The 20,494-nt window shown below is 73.5% G+C and carries 18 protein-coding genes and 1 riboswitch; of the genes, 4 read left to right on the top strand and 14 right to left on the bottom strand.

Features of this window, described 5'->3' with window-relative positions; translation table 11 throughout:
* Window positions 1–259: 259 nt before the first annotated feature.
* Complete coding sequence (locus BJP59_RS07680) at window positions 260–868, top strand: prepilin peptidase (RefSeq protein WP_194522618.1); 609 nt, start codon at window positions 260–262, stop codon at window positions 866–868.
* A gap of 151 nt (window positions 869–1,019) precedes the next feature.
* Here the strand turns inward: BJP59_RS07680 and BJP59_RS07675 are convergent, their stop codons facing one another.
* The 9 genes from BJP59_RS07675 to BJP59_RS07635 all read right to left on the bottom strand — a co-directional run bounded on the left by BJP59_RS07675 (window position 1,020) and on the right by BJP59_RS07635 (window position 10,155).
* On the bottom strand, window positions 1,020–1,400 hold the full coding sequence (locus BJP59_RS07675; protein ID WP_228485411.1) for a peptidoglycan-binding domain-containing protein: 381 nt from the start codon (window positions 1,398–1,400) through the stop codon (window positions 1,020–1,022).
* A gap of 119 nt (window positions 1,401–1,519) precedes the next feature.
* Window positions 1,520–2,398 (bottom strand): shikimate dehydrogenase, encoded by an 879-nt coding sequence (locus tag BJP59_RS07670; RefSeq protein ID WP_194522616.1) that lies wholly within the window; start codon window positions 2,396–2,398, stop codon window positions 1,520–1,522.
* Window positions 2,395–3,549, bottom strand: a complete 1,155-nt coding sequence (mltG, locus tag BJP59_RS07665) for an endolytic transglycosylase MltG (RefSeq protein WP_021483079.1) — start codon at window positions 3,547–3,549, stop codon at window positions 2,395–2,397. The genes BJP59_RS07670 and mltG overlap by 4 nt, the downstream gene beginning before the upstream one ends.
* Window positions 3,546–4,082: a Holliday junction resolvase RuvX gene (ruvX, locus tag BJP59_RS07660; RefSeq protein WP_228485331.1), complete on the bottom strand. Its 537-nt coding sequence runs from the start codon at window positions 4,080–4,082 to the stop codon at window positions 3,546–3,548. Before ruvX ends, mltG begins: the two co-directional genes overlap by 4 nt.
* Window positions 4,079–6,766, bottom strand: coding sequence for an alanine--tRNA ligase (gene alaS / locus BJP59_RS07655; protein ID WP_194522615.1), 2,688 nt, complete (start codon window positions 6,764–6,766; stop codon window positions 4,079–4,081). The genes ruvX and alaS overlap by 4 nt, the downstream gene beginning before the upstream one ends.
* A 66-nt stretch (window positions 6,767–6,832) precedes the next feature.
* Window positions 6,833–7,192 carry a hypothetical protein gene (locus BJP59_RS07650; RefSeq protein WP_086150367.1) on the bottom strand — a complete coding sequence of 120 codons (360 nt, stop codon included), beginning with the start codon at window positions 7,190–7,192 and terminating at the stop codon, window positions 6,833–6,835.
* Window positions 7,192–7,590 (bottom strand): DUF948 domain-containing protein, encoded by a 399-nt coding sequence (locus BJP59_RS07645; protein ID WP_034650677.1) that lies wholly within the window; start codon window positions 7,588–7,590, stop codon window positions 7,192–7,194. Before BJP59_RS07645 ends, BJP59_RS07650 begins: the two co-directional genes overlap by 1 nt.
* A gap of 247 nt (window positions 7,591–7,837) precedes the next feature.
* The gene (rpsD, locus tag BJP59_RS07640) at window positions 7,838–8,464 is read right to left on the bottom strand and encodes a 30S ribosomal protein S4 (protein WP_021483439.1); all 627 of its coding nucleotides are present in this window, start codon (window positions 8,462–8,464) and stop codon (window positions 7,838–7,840) included.
* Between the two features lie 197 nt (window positions 8,465–8,661).
* The gene (locus BJP59_RS07635; RefSeq protein ID WP_194522614.1) at window positions 8,662–10,155 is read right to left on the bottom strand and encodes a replication-associated recombination protein A; all 1,494 of its coding nucleotides are present in this window, start codon (window positions 10,153–10,155) and stop codon (window positions 8,662–8,664) included.
* Window positions 10,156–10,276: 121 nt separating this feature from the next.
* Between BJP59_RS07635 and BJP59_RS07630 the strand changes: the two genes are divergently transcribed.
* Entirely contained in the window at window positions 10,277–12,523 is a 2,247-nt protein-coding gene (locus BJP59_RS07630) for an MMPL family transporter (protein WP_336244616.1), read from the top strand.
* A gap of 90 nt (window positions 12,524–12,613) precedes the next feature.
* Window positions 12,614–13,372 (top strand): response regulator transcription factor, encoded by a 759-nt coding sequence (locus BJP59_RS07625; protein ID WP_061267267.1) that lies wholly within the window; start codon window positions 12,614–12,616, stop codon window positions 13,370–13,372.
* Here BJP59_RS07625 and BJP59_RS07620 read toward each other — a convergent pair.
* The 3 genes from BJP59_RS07620 to aspS form a co-directional block, all read right to left on the bottom strand.
* Window positions 13,348–13,740, bottom strand: coding sequence for a hypothetical protein (locus tag BJP59_RS07620; RefSeq protein ID WP_061267266.1), 393 nt, complete (start codon window positions 13,738–13,740; stop codon window positions 13,348–13,350). The two genes, BJP59_RS07625 and BJP59_RS07620, sit on opposite strands and share 25 nt — an antisense overlap.
* Complete coding sequence (locus tag BJP59_RS07615) at window positions 13,737–15,197, bottom strand: glycosyltransferase family 2 protein (protein WP_076404905.1); 1,461 nt, start codon at window positions 15,195–15,197, stop codon at window positions 13,737–13,739. Before BJP59_RS07615 ends, BJP59_RS07620 begins: the two co-directional genes overlap by 4 nt.
* A gap of 246 nt (window positions 15,198–15,443) precedes the next feature.
* Window positions 15,444–17,267, bottom strand: coding sequence for an aspartate--tRNA ligase (aspS, locus tag BJP59_RS07610; protein ID WP_194522612.1), 1,824 nt, complete (start codon window positions 17,265–17,267; stop codon window positions 15,444–15,446).
* Window positions 17,268–17,547: 280 nt separating this feature from the next.
* Between aspS and BJP59_RS07605 the strand changes: the two genes are divergently transcribed.
* Window positions 17,548–18,015, top strand: a complete 468-nt coding sequence (locus BJP59_RS07605; RefSeq protein WP_043660852.1) for a PPOX class F420-dependent oxidoreductase — start codon at window positions 17,548–17,550, stop codon at window positions 18,013–18,015.
* Between the two features lie 6 nt (window positions 18,016–18,021).
* On the opposite strand, the gene BJP59_RS07600 is transcribed toward BJP59_RS07605, so the two are convergent.
* Entirely contained in the window at window positions 18,022–19,677 is a 1,656-nt protein-coding gene (locus BJP59_RS07600) for an Rv2578c family radical SAM protein (protein WP_194522611.1), read from the bottom strand.
* A 43-nt stretch (window positions 19,678–19,720) separates the two neighbouring features.
* Window positions 19,721–20,158, bottom strand: a complete 438-nt coding sequence (locus tag BJP59_RS07595) for a hypothetical protein (protein ID WP_021483697.1) — start codon at window positions 20,156–20,158, stop codon at window positions 19,721–19,723.
* A gap of 145 nt (window positions 20,159–20,303) precedes the next feature.
* Window positions 20,304–20,423, top strand: a riboswitch (TPP riboswitch).
* Window positions 20,424–20,494 lie beyond the last annotated feature (71 nt).

Raw genomic sequence — 20,494 nt, 5'->3', positions numbered from 1 at the left:
CCTCCCACGTCGGCGCGCCCGTCCCGGTGGGCGCCCGCAGTACGGACCGACGGCGCGCGACGACGGGTCGAGGGGTCCTGAGGGGACGCCGCGGGCCGCGCCGTGCCCGCCGACGTGGCGGTCTGTGGACGACGACGTCCCACGCCACCGCGGGCGCGCTACGGTGCCGCGCATGGTCCAGCAGGGGGACGGGACGAGGCACGCCGCAGCATCGCTCCGCGGGTCGGGTGACGACGAACCGGACGAGGCACGGAGGGCCGTGGTCACCGCGGGCGCGCCGAGGTCGTGGGGACGACGCCGTGGCGCCGACCTCGCCCGGGAGCTCCGGGTCGCGGGCCGGGCGGGTGGGGCGCTCGCGCTGCTCGCGGCGCTGGCCGCGGCGTGGTGGTCGGGCCCGTCGTGGGCGACGCCCGCCGTCGTGGTCGTCGCCGCGGCCGGTGCGCTGCTCGCCGTGGTCGACGCGCGCACCCACCGCCTGCCGGACGTGATCGTGCTCCCGACGGGGGTCGCGGTCGTCGTGCTGCTCGTGCTCGCGTCGCTCGCGGCGGGCGACGGGGAGTTGCTCGCCCGCGCGCTCGCCGGGGGCGCCGCGGGCTTCTGCTCCTACGCCGCGCTGCGGCTCGTGCACCCGCCCGGGCTGGGGTTCGGCGACGTGAAGCTCGCCGGCACGCTCGGCACCCCGCTCGCGTGGCTGGGGTGGGGAGAGCTCGTCGCCGGGCTCCTCCTGCCGTTCCTGCTCGGCGGGGCGTGGGCGCTCGGCCTGGTGGTCTCACGGCGAGCACGCCGTGGCACCGCGATAGCCTTCGGCCCGTTCATGGTGCTCGGCGCGGTATTGGCGTGCACCGATGTGACGCGGATCGGTGGGTAGAGAGACCATTTCCGTCAGCATGCGACGAGTTCCGCACCGCTACCTCAGGGTTGGCACGTCTTCCTCGACACCACGGGGCAACGCGGCGTGACTCGAGCGGACTCGGGCCACGCCGCGCCGGCGTTGCTGGTCAGTACGAGTGGCAGGACGGTCAGTACGAGTGGCAGGACGGCCGGGGCGTTCCGTTGCTCCAGAACACCCACTTGATCGCGTTGCGCGTCTGAGGCCCGTAGACGGCATCGGCCTCCAGACCGCGGTCTTTCTGGAACTTCAGAACCGCGGCCTGCGTAGCCCGACCGTAAGAGCCATCGAGGACAAGATTGAAGCCGTGGCATTCGTTCAGCGAGTCCTGAAGCGCACGCACCCCGGCACCAGTGTTGAGATACCGCAGGTTGCACGTATAGGTCCCCGCGGCTGAGGCGTAGGGAGTGGCGATGCCGTTGCGAATGCCGATCGTGTTGCACGTCGGGTAAGCGGCAGCGGCAGACGTGGCGGTGAGGACGCCGCCACTGACGAGCAGTCCGGCAGTCATCGTCACAGCGAGCAGTCGTCGTACGATTCTCATAAATCCCCCCTAAACAGACAACAGTGTCGCGGGCGAACATAGACCAGGGCCCATCGCCGCGCAACTATGCAGGCAACGAGGACGCGTCAGGCGGGGACACCCAGCGCGGACGCCAGCGCCTGATCCATCGCGGGGAGCGGGGCTGCCTTGCCCGTCATGAGCCGCACCTGCTCGGCCGCCTGGTGCAGGAGCATGCGCTCGCCGCCGACGACGGTGCCGCCGCCCGCGGTCCAGGCGACGGACAGCGCGGTGGGCCGGGGGTCGTAGACGACGTCGAGGAGGACCCCGCCGGGCGTCGCCCCGGCCCGGGACAGCGCGTCCGCCACCGGGTCGGCGGCACGCGACGGCAGGGTGGCCACGACGGCGTCCGTGCGCGCGAGGCGGTCGACGAGCGCGGGCGACGCCGGGTCCAGCACCTCGAACCGCGGCTCGACGCCCATCCGGTGCGCGGCGCGCTGGAGGCTGCCCGTGCGCCCGAGCGAGCGCACGAGGACGGTCGGCGCCGCGCAGCCCAGCTGCGCGAGCGCGGCGAGCGTCGAGGCGGCGGTCGCCCCGGCGCCCAGCACGACGGCGGAGCGCACCTCCCGCTCCCCCAGCCCTTCGCGAAGCGCCGCCACGAGGCCGTGCACGTCGGTGTTCGTCCCGACGAACGTCGGTCGCGTCCCGCCCGTGGGCTGCACCACGAGCGTGTTGACCGCCCCGACGACGTTCGCGAGCGGGTCGACATGGTCCAGCAGAGAGATCACCGCGTGCTTGAGCGGCATGGTGAGGCTCAGACCCGCCCACGAGGCGTCGAGGCCGTTGACGAAGGCCGGGAGCTCCTCCTCGGTGGTGTCGATCGCCTCGTACGACCACCCGTCCAGCCCGAGCGCGTCGTACGCGGCACGGTGCAGCACCGGGGACAGCGAGTGCGCGACGGGGTGGCCGAGGACGGCCGCACGTCGCGGCGGGCGCTTGGTGCTCACCCGCCGTTCTCCGCCTGCCACCGACGCAGCTCGGCCACGTTCTTCTGGTGCTCGTCCCACGTCACCGCGAACTTGGTCTCGCCAGTCTCCAGGTTGACCGCGGTCCAGAAGATCCAGTCGCCTGGTTCCGGACTCACCACGGCCGCCAGCGAGTCGGCGCCTGGGCTCGCGATCGGAGTCGGGGGCAGACCCTTGTGGGCGTAGGTGTTGAACGGGTTGTCGGGGTTCCGGGTGTCCTCGCGCGTGAGCTCGGTACCCGGCTTGTCGAGGCCGTAGGCGACCGCCGCGTCGATCTCGAGCGCCATGTTGATGGCCAGGCGGTTCTCGATCGCGCGGGCCATCTTTGGTCGGTCGGGGGCGTACTTCGCCTCCCGCTCGATCAGAGAGGCCTTGTTCAGGACGGTCTCCCGATCCTCAGGGGCAACCCCCAGCTCGTCCAGCTTCATCACGGTCTGCGAGACCATCTGCTGGATCACTGACTGCGGGCTCACGTCACCCGGCTCGAGGACGTACGTCGTCGGGTAGAGCCAGCCCTCGTAGTTGCCGTTCGCCTCAGCGGGCAGGCCCGTGGCGGCGGTGTCGGCCATGGCCGCCTCGAACTCCGCGACAGGGATCCCGGTGACGGAGGACGACCGCTCGAGGATCTGCTTGACGGTGTAGCCCTCGGGGATCGTGATCTTCGTCTCGACTCGCGAGTCGTTCGCCACGAGACGCGCGACGGCGTCCTTCGCCGACATGCCGAGCAGCAGCGTGTGCGTGCCCGGCTGGATCTTGCCGGCGTTCGGGTTCTCCTCGAACGCGTTCGCGAACGCCGCTGAGCTCGCGACGACGCCCGCCTCGGTGAGCACGGCCCCCATGTCGCGGCCCGTGGACCCCGGCTCGATCACGACGTCGACGGGCTCGGTCCCCGGGCCGTCGAAGTCCTTCGCCTCGAGCGGGTTCGCGAACCCGAACAGGTCGGAGGCGTTGTTGAGCAGGAGATAGCCCGCTCCGCCCACCACGAGGAGCGAGACGAGCAGGACCACGAGGGCCCGGCGGCGGCGGCGCTGGCGTCGCTTCTTCGCGGCCCGGCGCGCGCGCTGCTCGGCGCGCGAGGAGCGCGCGGGCTGCTGCTCGCCCTGGACTGCGGGCCGTTCGAACAGGTCGGTCACGGTCGGTGGTCTCCTGTCGGGTCTACAGGTTCTCCGGCGCGCACCCCCGCGCCCCGCTCGGCCTCGAGAGCGGATTGCAGAATGATAACGGCGGCGGCCTGGTCGACGACGCTCCGGTGCTTGCGACCGGCGCGTCCCGACGCGTGCAGCGCCTGGTGGGCGCTGACGGTCGTCATCCGCTCGTCGACGAGGTGCACCGGCACCGGTGCGACGACGCGAGCCACCGCACCAGCGTACGCCCGCGCGCCCTGGGCGGCGGCGCCCTCCCCGCCCGAGAGGTGACGCGGCAGGCCCACGTACACGACCTGGGCGTTGCGCTCCTCGACCTCGGCCGCGATGCGGGCGACGTCGGCGGGGACCGCCGCGCCGCCGCGGGTGTCGCGCGCGAGGGTCTCGACGGGGGTCGCGACGAGCCCGTCGGGGTCGCTCGCAGCCAGGCCGACGCGGACGCTGCCCACGTCGACGCCGAGGCGCGCCCCCCGCGGGAGGGGGGCGCGCCCGTCGTCGGCGGGCTGCACGGGCAGGCCGGTCACGCGCCCGCCGCGGCGCCGTCGCGCACGCCCCGGAGGGCGGCGGGCAGGGCGGACACGTCCGTGCCGCCGCCCTGGGCCATGTCGTCCTTGCCGCCACCACCGCCACCGAGCGTCTGGGCCGCGGCCTTGGCGAGCACGCCGGCGCGCAGCCCGGCCGCGCGCGCGGAGGCGTTCGTCACGACGACGACCTGCGGGCGGCCCTTGGAGACGCCGCCGACGGCGACGACCGCAGGCTCCGCCTCGCCGATCCGGCCGCGCACGTCGAGCGCCAGCGCGCGCAGGTCGTCCGCCGACGCGACCTCGCCGGCGTCGTGCACGACGACGCGCGTGCCGCCCACGAGCTCCGCCCCGGCGGCGAGCGTGCCGGCCGCCGCGAGGAGCTGCGCCTGCCGAAGCTGGGCGAGCTCCTTCTCGGCGTCGCGCAGGCGCGACACGAGCGTGCTCACCCGGTCGGGCAGCTCCTCCGTGCGCACGTTGAGCAGACCCGTGAGCTGGCCCACGAGCGCGTGCTCCTTCGCCTGGAACCCGTACGCGCCGTTCCCGACGAGCGCGTCGACGCGCCGCACGCCCGAGCCGATCGACGACTCGCCGAGCAGCGTGACGAGACCGAGCTGGCCCGTGCGCTGCACGTGCGTCCCGGCGCAGAGCTCGCGCGACCAGTCGCCGCCGATGGAGACGACGCGCACGGTGTCGCCGTACTTCTCGCCGAACAGCGCCATCGCCCCCAGGGCGCGCGCCTCGGTGATCGGCATGAGCTGGTCCGTGACCTCGAGGTTCTCCTGGAGCTGCGTGTTGACCCGCTCCTCGATCTCCGAGAGCGCGCCCGAGGGCACGGCGGACGAGCGGCGGAAGTCGAAGCGGATGCGGCTGGGCGCGTTCTCCGACCCGGCCTGCGTCGCGTCCTTGCCGAGCGACTCCTGGAGCGCCTTGTGGATCATGTGCGTCGCCGAGTGGGCACGGCTGATCGCCTTGCGGCGGTCGCGGTCGATCGTCGCGGTGCCCGGGTCGCCGAGCGCCGCGGTGCCCTCGACCAGGCGGCCGCGGTGCACCGACAGGCCCTTGATCGGGCGCTGCACGTCGTCGACCTCGATGGTCGCGCCGCCGTCGAGCACGATCGTGCCGTGGTCGGCGAGCTGGCCACCGGCCTCCGCGTAGAACGGGGTGCGGTCGAGCACGACCTCGACGTCCGCCGGGGCCGTCGCGGCCGGGGCGGGGACGCCGTCGACCAGCAGGCCGGCGACGCGCACCGCCGCGGACGACTCGGTGTACCCGAGGAACTCCACGGGTGCCGCGAGCTCGGACGCGAGCGACTCGTACGCGGCCGTGTCGACGCCGCCGGAGCGCTTCGCGAGCGCGTCGGCGCGCGCGCGCTGGCGCTGCTCGGTCATGAGCGCGCGGAACGCCTTCTCGTCGACCTGGACGCCCTGCTCGGCGGCCATCTCGAGCGTGAGGTCGATCGGGAAGCCGTACGTGTCGTGCAGCGCGAACGCCTGGTCGCCGCCGAGCAGCGGCGTCCCGCCCGAGCCGGCCGCGGCCTTCGCCCGCGACACGGCGGTGTCGAGGATCGTCGTGCCGGCCGTGAGCGTGCGACGGAACGCGTCCTCCTCGGTGTACGCGACGTCGGAGATGCGCGCGAAGTCCGTCGCGACCTCCGGGTACGACGGCGCCATCGCGTCGCGGCTCACCGGGAGCAGCGCGGGCATGGCGCGGTCCTCGACGCCGAGCAGGCGCATCGCGCGCACCGAGCGGCGCAGCAGACGGCGCAGCACGTAGCCGCGGCCCTCGTTGGACGGGCGCACGCCGTCGCTCATGATCATGAGGGCCGAACGGACGTGGTCGGCCACGACGCGCATGCGGACGTCGTCCTCGTGGTTCGCGCCGTAGCGCTTGCCCGAGAGCGCCTCGGCCGCGGTGATGACGGGGAACACCTCGTCGATCTCGTAGAGGTTGTCCTTGCCCTGGAGCAGGTAGGCGACGCGCTCCAGGCCCATGCCCGTGTCGATGTTCTTGCGCGCGAGCTCCGAGACGATCCGGAACTCCTCCTTGGACTTCACGTCGTCGATCGCGTACTGCATGAAGACGAGGTTCCAGATCTCCAGGTAGCGGTCCTCGTCGACGACGGGGCCACCCTCCTGGCCGAACTCCGGACCGCGGTCGATGTAGATCTCCGAGCACGGGCCCGCGGGGCCGGGCTGGCCCGTGGACCAGTAGTTGTCCTTCTTGCCGCGGGCCTGGATGCGCTCGTCCGGCAGGCCGGCGATGCGCTTCCAGAGCTGCCGCGCCTCGTCGTCGTCGTGGTAGACGGTGACCCAGACGGTCTCCGGGTCGAACCCGTACTTGCCCTCGTCGCGCGAGCCCGTGACCAGGTCCCAGGCGTAGGTGATCGCGCCTTCCTTGAAGTAGTCCCCGAACGAGAAGTTGCCGTTCATCTGGAAGAACGTGCCGTGGCGCGTCGTCTTGCCGACCTCGTCGATGTCGAGGGTGCGCACGCACTTCTGGACGCTCGTCGCGCGGTCCCACGGCGGGGTCTGCTCCCCCGTCATGTACGGGATGAACGGGACCATGCCCGCGATGGTGAACAGCGTGGACGGGTCCGGGGAGACGAGCGACGCCGACGGCACGACGGTGTGGTCGCGGTCGGCGAAGTAGTCGAGCCAGCGCTTGCGGATCTCGGCGGTGCGCATGATGTCCTTCGGAAAGAGGTCGGTGGTCGTGCGGGGTGGTGCGGTGGGCGCCGCGGGCTCGGCGTCCTAGAAGGAGTAACCGAGCAGGTCCTCGACGTCGTCCGCGTCGTCGAAGGCGTCACGGTCGGCGCCGGCGGGGCGCGCGTGGCGTCCGGCCGCGCGACGCGCGCGGACGGCGTCCGGGTCCTCCTGGCCCTCGGCGAGCAGCGCCGCCATGAGCTCCTGCTCGCGCGCGTCGCGCGCGAGCGCGAACTCCGTGCGGAAGTCGCGGGCGATCTCGACGACCTTCTCGCCGAGGCCGTTCACCTGCTCCGTCGCCTGGTCCACGAGCGACGCCGGCGCGTAACGCGCGAGGACCTTCTTGCCGCGCACGACGACCACGACCGTGATCGCGACCCCGACGCCGATCCAGAAGACCCGGCGCATCAGCGCGACCCCTCGGCGCGGCTCGCGGAGCTGCCCGACGACCGCCGGCCGCCGAACGAGCGCGCGGCAGCCTGGCGCACGCCGTACGTGAACGCCGCGACCTTGACCAGCGGCGCACCGAACGTGGCGGCGTACAGGCCCGTGAGCGCGGAGACGTTCTCGCTCACCTGGGCGGCCGACGTGGTGATGGTGTCGACCTTGACGAGCTGGCTGTTCGTCGTGGCGACGGTCGTCGCGGCCTCGTCAAGGATCGGCACCGAGTGGTCGGTGACCTCCTTGATGCTCGCGCGCGCCTCGTCGAGCACGCGGCCGAGCTTGAGGAGCGGCACCGCGAGCAGGCCGACGAGCAGCACGAACGCGACGGCTGCGATGAGGCCGGCCACATCTCCCAGGGACATTCTTCCTCCAGTGCCAGTCACGGTGCCGCAGGCGCGGCACCCGCGCGCCGTGCGCGCGGGACGGTCGTCGCCGCGGGCTCCTCGCGGACGTACCCACGGCTCCGCGAAACACTACCCGCACCAGGGCGGGGACCGTCGTCGGGCACGGCGCGACGGCGCCCTCGCGGGGACGGGCCGACGCACCGGCCCGGACGCACGAACGCCCCGCTCGCCGACGAAGCGGTGAGCGAGGCGTCCGGGGCAGAAATCAGCGAGCGTAGTACTCGACGACGAGCTGGACCTCGCACTGCACGGGGACCTCGGCGCGCTTCGGGCGACGCGTGAGCACCGCGCTGAGCTTCTCGAGCTGGACGTCCAGGTAGCCCGGGACGGCCGGCAGCACGTCGCGGTGCGCACCCGCGGCCGCGACCTGGAACGGCGTCGTCGCCTGGCTCTTCGGCTTGACCTGGAGGGTCTGGCCGGGCTTCACGCGGAACGACGGGCGGTCCACGATCTTGCCGTCGACGAGGATGTGGCGGTGCGTGACCGCCTGGCGCGCCTGCAGGATGGTGCGGGCGAAGCCGGCGCGGAGCACGAGGGCGTCGAGACGCATCTCGAGGTTCTCGACGAGCGCCTCACCGGTCAGGCCCTTGTCCTTGCGGGCGTCCTCGTACGCACGCGCGAGCTGCTTCTCGCGGAGCATGTACTGGGCGCGCAGACGCTGCTTCTCGCGGAGACGGACCGCGTAGTCCGACTCGGTGCGGCGGCGGGCGCGGCCGTGCTCACCCGGGGGGTACGGGCGCTTCTCGAAGTGCTTGACGGCCTTCGGGGTGAGGGCGATGCCCAGGGCGCGGCTCAGGCGGACCTGGCGGCGCGAGCGCTTGACAGACGTCACAGCGGTATCTCATTCCTGTCGTTCGGGTTCTGACGTCACACCTGGTCCCGAGAACCGGGTCCGGGTGCGGGACCAGCCGATGGACCGCACGCTCCACCGCGAGGAGGAGCGAGGGGTCGGGGCCGAGGTCCCAGGTGGTCGCCGCGAAGGCAACCTGAGCAGTCTACCGCACGCGGGGCGCCGTGGTCCCCGCCCCGTCAGCGCGCGGGGCCGTCCTGGTCGAGGATGTCGCGGATGCGCCCGAGGCGCTCCGTGACCTGCCGCTCGTACCCGCGGTCCGTCGGCGTGTAGTACCGCGACCCCACGAGAGAATCCGGCAGGTACTGCTGCGCCGCGACACCGTGCGGCGCGTCGTGCGCGTACCGGTAGCCCGCGCCGTGCCCCAGCTGCTTGGCGCCCGGGTAGTGCGCGTCACGCAGGTGCGGCGGGACGGACCCCGCCCGACCGGCCCGCACGTCCGCGAGCGCTGCGTCGATCCCGAGGTAGGCGGCGTTCGACTTGGGCGCGGTCGCGAGGTGCACGACGGCCTCGGCGAGGACGATGCGTCCCTCGGGCATGCCGATGAGCTGGACGGCCTGGGCGGCGGCGACGGCGGTCTGGAGCGCCGAGGGGTCGGCCATGCCGACGTCCTCCGCGGCGGCGATGACGATGCGGCGGGCGATGAAGCGCGGGTCCTCCCCTGCCGCGATCATGCGGGCGAGGTAGTGCAGCGAGGCGTCGACGTCGGAGCCGCGCATCGACTTGATGAACGCGGACACGACGTCGTAGTGCTGGTCGCCGTCGCGGTCGTACCGCACGGCGGCGACGTCGACGGCGCGCTCGACCGCGTCGAGGTCGACGGGCACCGGCGGGAGGCCGGCGTCGGGCGTTCCGCTCCCCGCACCCTCCGGGAGCGCGGCGTCGTCGCCGGCCGGGACGGCCGTCGCGGGCACGGGCACCGGGGCGTCGGACAGCGCGGCGCCCGCGGCGGCCTCGAGCACGGTAAGCGCCTTGCGCGCGTCGCCGCCCGCGAGGCGCACGAGGTGGTCCTCGGCCTCGTCGGTGAGCGCGACGAGGCCGCCCAGCCCTCGCTCGTCGGCGACGGCGCGCCGCACGAGGGCGCGGACGTCGTCGTCCCCGAGAGGCTGGAGCGTGAGCAGGAGCGAGCGGGAGAGCAGGGGTGAGTTCACGGAGAAGCTCGGGTTCTCCGTGGTCGCCGCGACGAGCGTGACCCAACGGTTCTCGACGCTGGGCAGGAGCGCGTCCTGCTGGGACTTGGAGAAGCGGTGCACCTCGTCGATGAAGAGGACGGTCTCCTCGCCGCCGGTGGCGAGGCGGCGCCGGGCGTCCTCGACGACGGTGCGCACGTCCTTGACGCCCGCGGTGACGGCGGAGAGCTCGACGAAGCGGCGGCCGGAGGCGGTCGCGATGAGGTAGGCGAGCGTCGTCTTCCCGGTGCCGGGCGGGCCCCAGAGGATGACGGAGCCGGGCGCGGCGCGGCCGCCGGACGCGTCGCTCTCGCTGCCGGACCGGATGAGCCGCCGCAGGGGCGAGCCGGGCACGAGGAGGTGGGACTGGCCCGCGACCTCGTCGAGGGTGGCGGGGCGCATGCGCACGGCGAGCGGGGCCCCCGGTCCGGGTCGCGGCGTGCCCTGCGCGCCGGACGTGGCGGCACCGAAGAGGTCGCCGCCGAAGAGATCACCGGTGGACATGGCTCGAGCCTACGCACCGCCGCCCACGCGGCGGTGCCGGGTCGAGGAGGTCGGGTGAACGTCCGGCCCCGGGGCGCGGGGGATCTGACACGCGGCGCGGGCGGGTGGGATGCTGGCGCTCGTGTTCTCGAGCCTCGGTCGTCGTGTCGCCCGCCACCCGCGTCTCACCGTCGTCGTGTGGGTCCTGCTGACAGCGCTCGGCTTCGCGCTGGCGCTGTTCGGCGTCCACGGGGAGAGCGTGTTCGACCGTGTGACGACGGGCGCGCCGACGATCCCGGGCTCGGACAGCGAGCGGGCGTCGCAGGTCCTCGCGGAGAACGACGAGGGCGGGACGGAGATCACGCTCCTGGTGTCCGGCGTCGACCCGGCGGACCCGCAGGTCGTGGAGGCGATGACGGGGGTCGATGCCGACCTCGTCGCCGTCGAGGGCGTGGACACGGTCATCGACCCGTACGTGATCCCGGGCGGCGTGGAGGACCCGGCGGCGCAGTCGCTCGTCGCGCAGGACGGGCGCGGCTTCCTCTCGGTCGTGACGCTGCGCACCGACCTCGACGCCGAGCGCACCGACGCGGTCGCGGACCGCGTCGTCGAGCAGCTCGAGGCCGTGCCGGGCGTGCTCGCGGACGCCGCCCCGGAGGCGGCGGGCGACGCGACAGGCCTCGTGGGGTCGAACGGGCTCATCGTCGAGGCGATCACGAGCCAGGTGAAGGAGGACCTCACGACGGGAGAGGCCGTCGCCCTCCCCGTGGCGCTGCTCATCATGGTGCTCGTCTTCGGCGGCTTCCTCGCCGCGGCCATGCCGATGGCCGGGGCCGTCGCGTCGATCGGTGCCGGTCTCGGGGTGCTGCTGGGCCTGACGTACGTGCTCGACGTCGACGCCTCCATCGTCAACGTCGTCACCCTGCTCGGCCTGGGCCTGTCCATCGACTACGGGCTGCTCGTGGTGTCGCGGTTCCGGGAGGAGCTGCACCGGCTGATCGAGGCGGGCGACGACCCGTCGCTGCGCCGGCGGCGCGGCGACGGCGTGGTGCACGCGGCGCTCGTGCGCACCATGGAGACCGCGGGCCGCACGGTCGCGTTCTCGGCGCTGACGGTCGCGATCTCCATCGCGGGGCTCATGGTGTTCCGCCCGGACATCCTGCGCGCGGTCGGGGCGGCCGGGCTCGGCGTCGTGCTCGTGGCCGTCGCGACGGCGCTCACCCTCGTCCCGGCGCTGCTCGCGTACTCGGGCCGCCGCCTCGCCCGCCCGGGGCTGCTCGGCCGGGTCCCGGGCCTGCGCCGCGTCCTCGCCCGGACCGCGGACGTGCAGTCGAACGAGGGCGCGTTCTCCCGTCTCGCCGGGCGCGTCCAGCGGCACCCGCTGTGGGTGCTGCTCACCACCGCGGCGCTCCTCGTGGTCCTCGCGCTGCCGGTGCTCGGGCTGCAGCTGCGGAACTCCGGGATCGAGCTGCTCCCCCAGGGCTCTCCCCAGCGCGAGTTCGTGGACGAGCTCGCCGCGCAGTACCCGTCCAGTGCGGGCGCCCAGGTCGTCGCCGTCCTGGACGCGAGCGTCGAGGACGCCCAGGCGTGGGCCGACGACGTGGCGGCGCTCGACGGGGTCGAGAGCGTCGACCCGGCGGCCCCGCTGGGGTCGTACGCCGTCGTGGGCGTGCACGTCGACACCGACGACGCCGGTGGCCCGGAGGCCGTGTCGGTCGTGCGGGAGGTCCGTGCGACGGACCCGGGCTTCGACGTGTGGGTCACCGGTCAGGCGGCGGGACAGGTCGACTTCCTCGATGCGCTCGGCGAGCGCGTGTGGTGGGCCGTGGGGATCGTCGTCGGCGCGACGCTCGTGCTGCTGTTCCTCATGACCGGCTCCGTCGTCGTGCCGGTGAAGGCGCTCCTGACGAACGCGCTGTCGCTCGCCGCCTCGCTCGGGGTCCTTGTGTGGGCCTTCCAGGACGGCCACCTCGAAGGGCTCCTGAACTTCTCGTCCGTGGGCGGGATCGAGACGTACGTCGTCGCGCTCGTCGTCGCGTTCGCGTTCGGTCTCGCCATGGACTACGAGGTGTTCCTGCTCGCGCGCATCAAGGAGCTGTACGACGCCGGGCTCTCCAACGACGAGGCGGTCCGCCTCGGCCTGCAGCGCTCCGGGCGGATCATCACGTCGGCGGCGGCGATCATCGTCGTCGTGTTCGCGGGCTTCGTCTTCGGCGACCTGCTCGTCATCAAGGAGGTCGGGTTCGCGCTCGCCGTCGCCGTCCTCATCGACGCGACGATCGTGCGCCTCCTGCTGGTCCCCGCGACGATGACGCTGCTCGGGCGGTACAACTGGTGGGCACCCGGGCCGCTGCGCCGGGTGCACCGTCGGCTCGCGATCACCCACTGAGACGCTCCGGCCGGCGAGGACGGTTCGTGCGCGGGCACTCCCGCGGGCGGCTACGGTAGGCGGCAGACTCAGTCGCACGGGGGGAGACGGATGGCGGACAACACACGCACCGCAGTCATCGTCGAGGACGACGCGGAGATCCGTGATCTCCTGCAGACGGTGCTCGGTCAGGCAGGCTTCGTCACCGAGGCGGCCGCGACCGGCGTCGAGGGCGTGGAGCTCGTCCGGCGGACCGACCCGGTCGTGACGACCCTCGACGTGAGCCTGCCCGACATCGACGGGTTCGAGGTGTGCCGGCGCATCCGTCAGATCTCCGACACCTACATCGTGATGCTCACCGCGCGCACCGACGAGATCGACACCCTCATGGGCCTGGACGCCGGTGCCGACGACTACCAGACGAAGCCGTTCCGTCCGCGCGAGCTGCGCGCCCGCATCGAGGCTCTCCTGCGGCGCCCGCGACGCGGCCTGCCGTCGGACGGCGCCGACGCCGCCCGGCCCGCCCCGGCGGACCACGAGCCGACCCTCGTGGGGTCGGACGGGCTCCTGCTGGACGTCCCGCGCCGCACCGCCACGGTCGACGGCGAGGCCGTCCACCTCACGCGCAGCGAGTACGACCTCCTGGGAGCGCTCGTCGAGGCAGCGGGTCGCGTCGTCAGCCGCAACGAGCTCGTCCGCGTCCTGTGGGGCGAGGAGTACGACGCCGGCACGTATGTCACGGACGCGGACCGGCGCAGCGTGGAGGTGCACATCGCGAACCTGCGCCGCAAGCTCGGCGACGGTCCGTCGTCGCCCCGGTGGATCCGCACCGTGCGCGGCGTCGGCTACCGGTTCGACCCCACGGGCTGACCGGCGGCGGGCGGCGGGTCGCCGAGCAGCAGCGCCACCTCGTCGCACGCGCTGCGCGCGACGGCCCGCAGCGTCCCGAGCGCGCGCGCCTCGTCCGCGGTCGTACGGTGCGAGGCGAAATGCCGGTCGAGCAGCGCGGAGGCGGCGTCCCCGACCTCCGCGGCCCCGACCATGAGCGACGTCGACCGCACGGTGAGCAGCGTGCTGCGCGCCTCCTCGTCGTCGCCCCGGGCGAGCGCGACCGCCGCCGCGTCGACGCGTGGGACGACGAGGTCCCGGTACGCGACGAAGAAGCGCCGGACGGCCTGCACGTCACCGTCCAGGTCGTCCTCGAGCGCCGTCCACGCCCGGCGCAGGTCCTCTCTCACGCGCGGAGGCCGTGGTGGCGGCGCACGAGCCGGCGCAGCATGAAGAACGTCTGGAGGATCGTCACCACGCCGAGCACCGGCCACCCGAGGGACAGGACGGCGGACTGGGCTCCCGGCGTCATCGTCGTCCATGCCCACACCACGGCGGCGAGAGCGACCAGAGCGACGAGGAGCGGGCTGAGGTAGGCCCATCCGGTGCCCCGCTCGGCCTTGGCCTGCGCAGCCCAGTTGTCGGTGCGCGAGCGGGAGAGGAACTTGGACCACGCGCGCACGAAGTGCCCGATGCGGATCCACATGTAGGCCTCGGCCGGGACGAGGGTCGCGGCGAAGAGCACGTCGCGCCAGGTACGGCTCTTGATGGAGAGCGCCGTCCGGAGGTTGAGCGCGACCGCGACGGCGGGCGGCACGAGCCAGACGGGCGAGAAGCGGAACGCGTGAAGGCTCAGCGCGCCGGCGACGAGCAGCCCGAACAGGATGCGCGTGGCGGCGTTGACGAGCATGCTCACGTTCTCCATCCAGCGCAGCCGTAGGTTGGGGTGGAACGGCTGGCCTCGCGTGTCACCACGCTGACCCGGCCACATGAGGTCGATCGCACCGTAGTTCCACTTGACCTGCTGGCCGTCGAGCGCACGCAGCGTCGTCATGCCGCCGACCGTCGCGCGCGCGGTCGCGGAGATCTTGGTCGAGTAGCCGAGCGACTTGATCTGCAGGCTGAGGAGGGAGTCCTCGACCTCGGAGTCGGAGACCCACGGGTCGCGCTGGTGGTGCGCGAGCATGACGGCCTCGAGCGCCGACATCCGGAACAGCGAGGCCTGGCCGCCGAGGACGGCCATGTTCCGCCCGCGCAGGAGGTTCTGCATGTTGAACGCGGCGAACTGGGCGCGCTGGCCGGTGAGGAGGAACCCGCCGAGGGGTCCGCGCGGGGAGCCGTTGTCGACCGTGTAGATCGCGGAGATCCCGCCGATGCGCGGGTCGGACGACATCTCGGCCTCGAGCCGCTCCACGGCGTCCTTGGCCAGCACGGTGTCGCCGTCCACGCCGAGGAGGTAGTCGGCGCCGCGCACAAGGCGGTACCCGTAGTTGAGCGCGCCGACCTTCTTGTCCGCGAGGGCGCCCAGGTCGTGGACGTACACGCGCGTGGTCTGCTCGACGCCGCGGCGGCGCGTCGTGTGCTCGCCGGCGAGCTTGGACGCCTTGGCGAACGTGCGGTCGCTGGTGTTGTTGACCACGACGTGCACGACGTCCGGCAGGCGGGTCTGCCGCAAGATGCCCTTGAGCACGGACTTGATCGTCGAGCCCTCGTTGTAGGCAGGGATGATCGCGCCGATCGTCGCACGACGGGCGGGTTCCTGGACCACGACCTCGTCGGGCGTGAACTGGTAGCGGTCGAGCTCCGTACCGAAGGGCGCGGGCTCGTCGACGTCGACCGGGTCGCGGTCGGTGAGCAGGGCGGTCATGAGTGCCTCGTTCGTCGTGGGGTTCAACGAGCACGATCCTGCGCGACCCGGCGCGAGGCACCCGCCGAGTCGGCGCAGCGAAACCTCAGGATCTGCTCAAGATCCGGGCGCGGGACGTGCTCAGGCCTTCGTCCTCGCCGGGTCCGGGCCTCGTGCCGCACCGCGGCAGCGGTCCCCGTGGCCCGGACGCGCGGAGGGCGCGCCACCCGGCGGGGTGGCGCGCCCTCGGCGTCGAGCGTGCTGGGGTCAGGCGTCCGTGCGCCCGCTCTCGCCGTCCGCGCCGCCCTCGGTGCCGCCGTCGCGCGACGGGGCGGCGGGCTTCGCGTCGACGCCCGCCTCCTTGCGCTGCTCGGGCGTGATCGGGGCGGGTGCCTGCGTCAGCGGGTCGTACCCGCCGCCCGACTTGGGGAACGCGATGACGTCGCGGATGGAGTCCGACTTCGTCAGCAGCGCGACGATGCGGTCCCAGCCGAACGCGATCCCGCCGTGCGGGGGCGCGCCGAACTTGAAGGCGTCGAGCAGGAAGCCGAACTTCTCCTGTGCCTCCTCGGGCCCGATCCCCATGACGTCGAAGACGCGCTCCTGCACGTCGCGACGGTGGATACGGATGGACCCGCCGCCGATCTCGTTGCCGTTGCACACGATGTCGTAGGCGTAGGCGAGCGCCTCGCCCGGGTTCTGCTCGAACGTGTCGACCCAGTCGGGCGTGGGCGACGTGAACGCGTGGTGCACGGCGGTCCAGGCCGAGTGGCCCAGGTCGACGTCGTCGTCCTCGCCGGTCGGCTTGAACAGCGGCGCGTCGACGATCCAGACGAACTCCCACGCGTCCTCGTCGATCTGACCCGTCCGCTTCGCGATCTCCTGGCGCGCGGCGCCGAGCAGGGCACGCGAGTCCGACGTCTTGCCCGCGGCGAAGAACACGGCGTCCCCCGGCTGCGCGCCGGTCGCGTCGCGCAGGCCCTCGCGCTCGGCGTCGGACAGGTTCTTGGCCACGGGGCCGCCGAGCGTGCCGTCCTCGCCGAACGTCACGTACGCGAGGCCGCGAGCGCCGCGCTGCTTGGCCCACTCCTGCCACGCGTCGAACTGGCGGCGCGGCTGCGAGGCCCCGCCCGCCATGACGACGGCGCCGACGTACTCGGCCTGGAACACGCGGAACGGGGTGTCCCGGAAGTAGTCCGTGAGCTCCACGAGGGGGTTGCCGAACCGCAGGTCGGGCTTGTCGGACCCGTAGAGCCGCATGGCGTCGTGGAAGGTCATGCGCGGGATGGGCGTCGGGATCGTGTACCCGATGAGCTCCCACAGCGCGACGAGGATCTTCTCGGCGAGCGCGATGACGTCGTCCTGCTCGACGAAGCTCATCTCGACGTCGAGCTGCGTGAACTCCGGCTGGCGGTCCGCACGGAAGTCCTCGTCGCGGTAGCAGCGCGCGATCTGGTAGTAGCGCTCCATGCCCGCGACCATGAGGAGCTGCTTGAACAGCTGGGGCGACTGCGGCAGCGCGTACCAGGAGCCGGGCGCGAGGCGCGCGGGCACGAGGAAGTCGCGCGCACCCTCGGGCGTCGAGCGGGTGAGCGTCGGCGTCTCGATCTCGACGAACTCCTCGGCGTCGAGCACGCGGCGTGCGGCCTGGTTCGCCTTGGCGCGCAGGCGCAGGGCGTGCGCGGGGGCGGGCCGGCGCAGGTCGAGGTAGCGGTGCTTGAGGCGCGCCTCCTCACCGATCGTCTCGGTGTCCGCGAGCGCCGTCGACACCTGGAACGGCAGGGCCTCGGAGGTGTTGAGCACGACGACGTCGGTCGCGACGACCTCGATCTCGCCCGTGGGCAGCGACGGGTTCTCGTTCCCGTCGGGGCGGCGCGAGACCTCGCCCGTGACCTGGAGGACGAACTCGTTGCGCAGCGGGTGCGCGACGGCCTCGTCGCGGATGACGACCTGGGCGATGCCGGAGGCGTCGCGCAGGTCGATGAAGGCGACGCCGCCGTGATCGCGCCGACGGTCGACCCAGCCCGTGAGGGTGACGGTCTGACCGGTGTGCTCGGCCCGCAGTGAGCCGGCCGTTCGGGTGCGCAGCACGGAGGGTTCCTTCCAGGTGGGCGGTGGGGGGTCGCGCTCCCGGAGCGGGGGCGCGTCCACTGAAGTCTAGTGCGGGCGGGCGGGCGGCTCGACCGGATACCTCCGACCGGAGGCGGTCGACGGTCCGCTCTCGACCGGCGGGGCGACCGGATACCGTGGCGGTGCCGCCGCGACGTCCCGTGGCGGCACCGCCGGGACCGGCGCCGCGCCCGCGGGCGCACGGGCCGACCGGCCGCGGCAGGGCCGTCCGGCCCGCCGCCCGCACGAAGGAGGGTCACCCGTGGCACGCACCATCGCGACGAACCGGCGCGTCGAGCGCGACGAGCTCGAGGAGTTCCTGCGCTCCCGGCACGACGGCGTCCTCGTCACCACCCGCGCCGACGGCCGTCCCCAGCTCAGCCCGGTCACGTACGGGGTCGACGACGCAGGTCGGGTCGTCGTGTCGACGTACCCGGAGCGCGCCAAGGCGGTCAACGTGCGCCGCGACCCGCGCGCGTCGCTGCTGTCCCTGGGCGAGCGGTTCTCCGACCCGTGGGTGCAGGTCGATGGCGAGGCGGAGGTGATCGACCTGCCCGAGTCGGTCGAGCCGCTCGTCGACTACTACCGCGCCGTCGGCGGCGAGCACCCGGACTGGGACGAGTACCGCGCGGCGATGGTCACCCAGGGCAAGTCGCTCGTGCGGCTGACGATCACGCGCTGGGGACCGGTGGCGACGGGCGGCTTCCCGGCGCGCCTCGCCGACGCCTGAGACAGGTCAGAACAGGACCTGCTCCACTCCCCCGCCGACGACGTCGAGCCCGCCGCCGTCCACCGGCATGCCCGCGAGCGCCCCGCCGTGGATGTCGCGCGCGTCCTGCGGCGTCGGGTCGACGGCGAGGCTGCCGGCCGGGTAGGCGCCGTCCGTCGGCGGCCCTGGCCGGCGGTGCCGGTCGCCGGGCTCGCCGCGGCGGAACCGGCCCTCGACGCCCGCGGGGCCGCGGTGGCCCGCGACCCCGAACCCGCGTGCCTCGAGCATCGGCCGCACCCGGTCCCACAGCCAGGACCGGTACGCCGTCGAGGCGTACGTGCCGCGGGCGTACACGCGCTCGTACCCGGGGACGAGGCGCGGGTGCTCGCGCGCGAGCCAGCCCATGTACCACTCGCGAGTGCCGGGCTTGAGGTGCAGCGGCAGCACCGTGACGCCCGTCGCGCCCGCGTCCTTGACGGCGTCGAGCAGCTCGGTGAGCGCGCGGGTCGAGTCGGTGAGCCACGGCAGCACGGGGGCGACCATGACGCCGCACGGTAGACCGGCCTCCCGGACCGTGCGGACGAGGTCGAGCCGCGCGCGCGGCGAGGGTGTACCCGGCTCGACGCTCGCCTGGAGCTCGGGGTCCAGAAGCGCGAGGGACACGCCGATCCCGACCTCGACGCGCGAGGCCGCGTCGACGAGCAGGGGCAGGTCGCGGCGCAGGAGCGTGCCCTTGGTCAGCACGGACAGCGGCGTGCCCGACCCTGCGAGCGCGTCGATGATGCCGGGCATGAGGCGGTAGCGCCCCTCGGCGCGCTGGTACGGGTCGGTGTTGGTGCCGAGCGCGACGGCCTCGCGCGCCCAGGACGGGCGGGCGAGCTCGGCCCGCAGCACGTCGTCGACGTTGACCTTGACCACGACCTCCCGGTCGAAGTCCTCGCCCGCGTCGAGGTCGAGGTACTGGTGCGTGGGGCGGGCGAAGCAGTTGTGGCTCACGACCCCCGCGGCGACGAAGTCGCGCGTGCCGGTCGTGATGTCGACCAGCTCCGTCGTCTCCCCCGGCCCGTCGAGTGCTTCCAGCGAGTCGACGCGCAGCGCCTCGCCGCCGGTGACGTCCTGGCCGTCGAGGACGGGCCGCCCGTCCGCGAGCGCCGCGGCGCCCGGCCCGACGAGCACGTCGCCGAGCGCCAGGCGGGCACGGTGCCCGGCACCGCCGACGACGTGCCGCCACCCGCGCTCGGTGAGGAACCGGTGGTCGCCGCTCGCCACGAGGCGCGTGCCGTCGGCGAGGGTCACGCGGTAGGCGCGCTTGCGGGTGGTCCAGCGGTCGAGCACCCGGGTGCGCACGTAGCGCCGGTACGCGCCGTGCGGGGCGGTGCCGACGATCTCGTCGCCGACACGCAGCTCGCCGATCGGCCGTTGCGTGCCGTCGGCCAGCAGCACCGGGGTGGCGGGCGCGAGGCAGTAGGAGCACGCGTGGCTGCACCCGCGGTAGGGGTTGACGGTCCACCGGAACGGCATGCGCGACATCGCCGGCACCTTGGACAGCGCGCTCTTGGCGGTGACCTCGTGGAACGTGATGCCCGCGAACTCGGGCGTGCGCACGCTGCGGACGAGGCCGACCCGCTCCAGCCCGGGGAGCGCGCCGTCGTCCGCGCCGAGCGCCTGTCCGTCCCACCGCATCGCGCTATTCGAACAAACGTTCGAACGAGCTGTCAAGGGCGGGTCATTCGTCGGCGGACCACGCCTTGAGCAGCGCCAGGTTCCCGAGGGGGATGTGGTGGCCGATGCGCGGATGGTCCAGCGCGACACCGACGACCCCGGCCGCGCCGAAGGACGCGACGTAGTCGATCGCCGCCGGCACGGGTACCCCGAGCAACGGCACGGCGCCTGTCTCGTCGTCCGCCAGACCGAGCGCCCGGGCCGCCTCGTCCGCGCGCGCGGCGCTGCTGTAGAGGCAGATCATGGGCCCCTGGTCCGCAGCGACGGCGTACGGACGCGGCTGGTCCTCGGACCCCCGCGCGATGAAGAACCACGTGCCGAGGTGCACCGTCTGCCGCCACAGCGCGATCTGGGCCGACGTGTCGCCCGCGGGCGCGCTCCGCACGGCCTCGTCGAGGCGGTCCAGCTCGGCGACCGCGGCGGGGTCGTTGTCTCGGGTCATGCGCACTGCCTCGTTCCTCGTAGTCGGAGCCCGTACCCGGGTCCGCGCGGGCGCCTCGTCGCCGTCACCTTCTCACGGCGGCCGGGCGTCCCGGTGGGTGAGACGCCGGGATTGTCCGGCGGGCGTCCAGGCCCTAGGGTCGGGCCGAACGCCCCCGGGGAGCGCACGAGCGCTGAGAGTGCAGGCCGGACACCCGTCCCTCCTGCAGACCCGTGGAACCTGATCTGGTTCGTACCAGCGAAGGGAGCAGGGCGGACGTCACCGTCCCCTGCGCGCTCGTGCCCGTGCCCCGCGCGTGCCGTCCGCGCGGGGGCGGCGGTGGCGCGCCGTCGTGCA

Source organism: Cellulosimicrobium sp. JZ28 (genome assembly GCF_015327065.1).
GTDB lineage: Bacteria > Actinomycetota > Actinomycetes > Actinomycetales > Cellulomonadaceae > Cellulosimicrobium > Cellulosimicrobium funkei.
The sequence above is the reverse complement of the archived record's forward strand: the minus strand, read 5'-3'. Positions and strand labels throughout refer to the sequence as shown.

Excerpts from the sequence above, each read along its gene's own strand:
- BJP59_RS07650 (WP_086150367.1), bottom strand. The coding sequence starts at position 7,192 with ATGCGCCGGGTCTTCTGGATCGGCGTCGGGGTCGCGATCACGGTCGTG.
- BJP59_RS07635 (WP_194522614.1), bottom strand. The coding sequence starts at position 10,155 with ATGTCCACCGGTGATCTCTTCGGCGGCGACCTCTTCGGTGCCGCCACG.
- BJP59_RS07645 (WP_034650677.1), bottom strand. The coding sequence starts at position 7,590 with ATGTCCCTGGGAGATGTGGCCGGCCTCATCGCAGCCGTCGCGTTCGTG.
- BJP59_RS07625 (WP_061267267.1), top strand. The coding sequence starts at position 12,614 with ATGGCGGACAACACACGCACCGCAGTCATCGTCGAGGACGACGCGGAG.
- BJP59_RS07600 (WP_194522611.1), bottom strand. The coding sequence starts at position 19,677 with ATGCGGTGGGACGGACAGGCGCTCGGCGCGGACGACGGCGCGCTCCCC.
- BJP59_RS07615 (WP_076404905.1), bottom strand. The coding sequence starts at position 15,197 with ATGACCGCCCTGCTCACCGACCGCGACCCGGTCGACGTCGACGAGCCC.
- BJP59_RS07595 (WP_021483697.1), bottom strand. The coding sequence starts at position 20,158 with ATGACCCGAGACAACGACCCCGCCGCGGTCGCCGAGCTGGACCGCCTC.
- alaS (WP_194522615.1), bottom strand. The coding sequence starts at position 6,766 with ATGCGCACCGCCGAGATCCGCAAGCGCTGGCTCGACTACTTCGCCGAC.
- BJP59_RS07675 (WP_228485411.1), bottom strand. The coding sequence starts at position 1,400 with ATGACTGCCGGACTGCTCGTCAGTGGCGGCGTCCTCACCGCCACGTCT.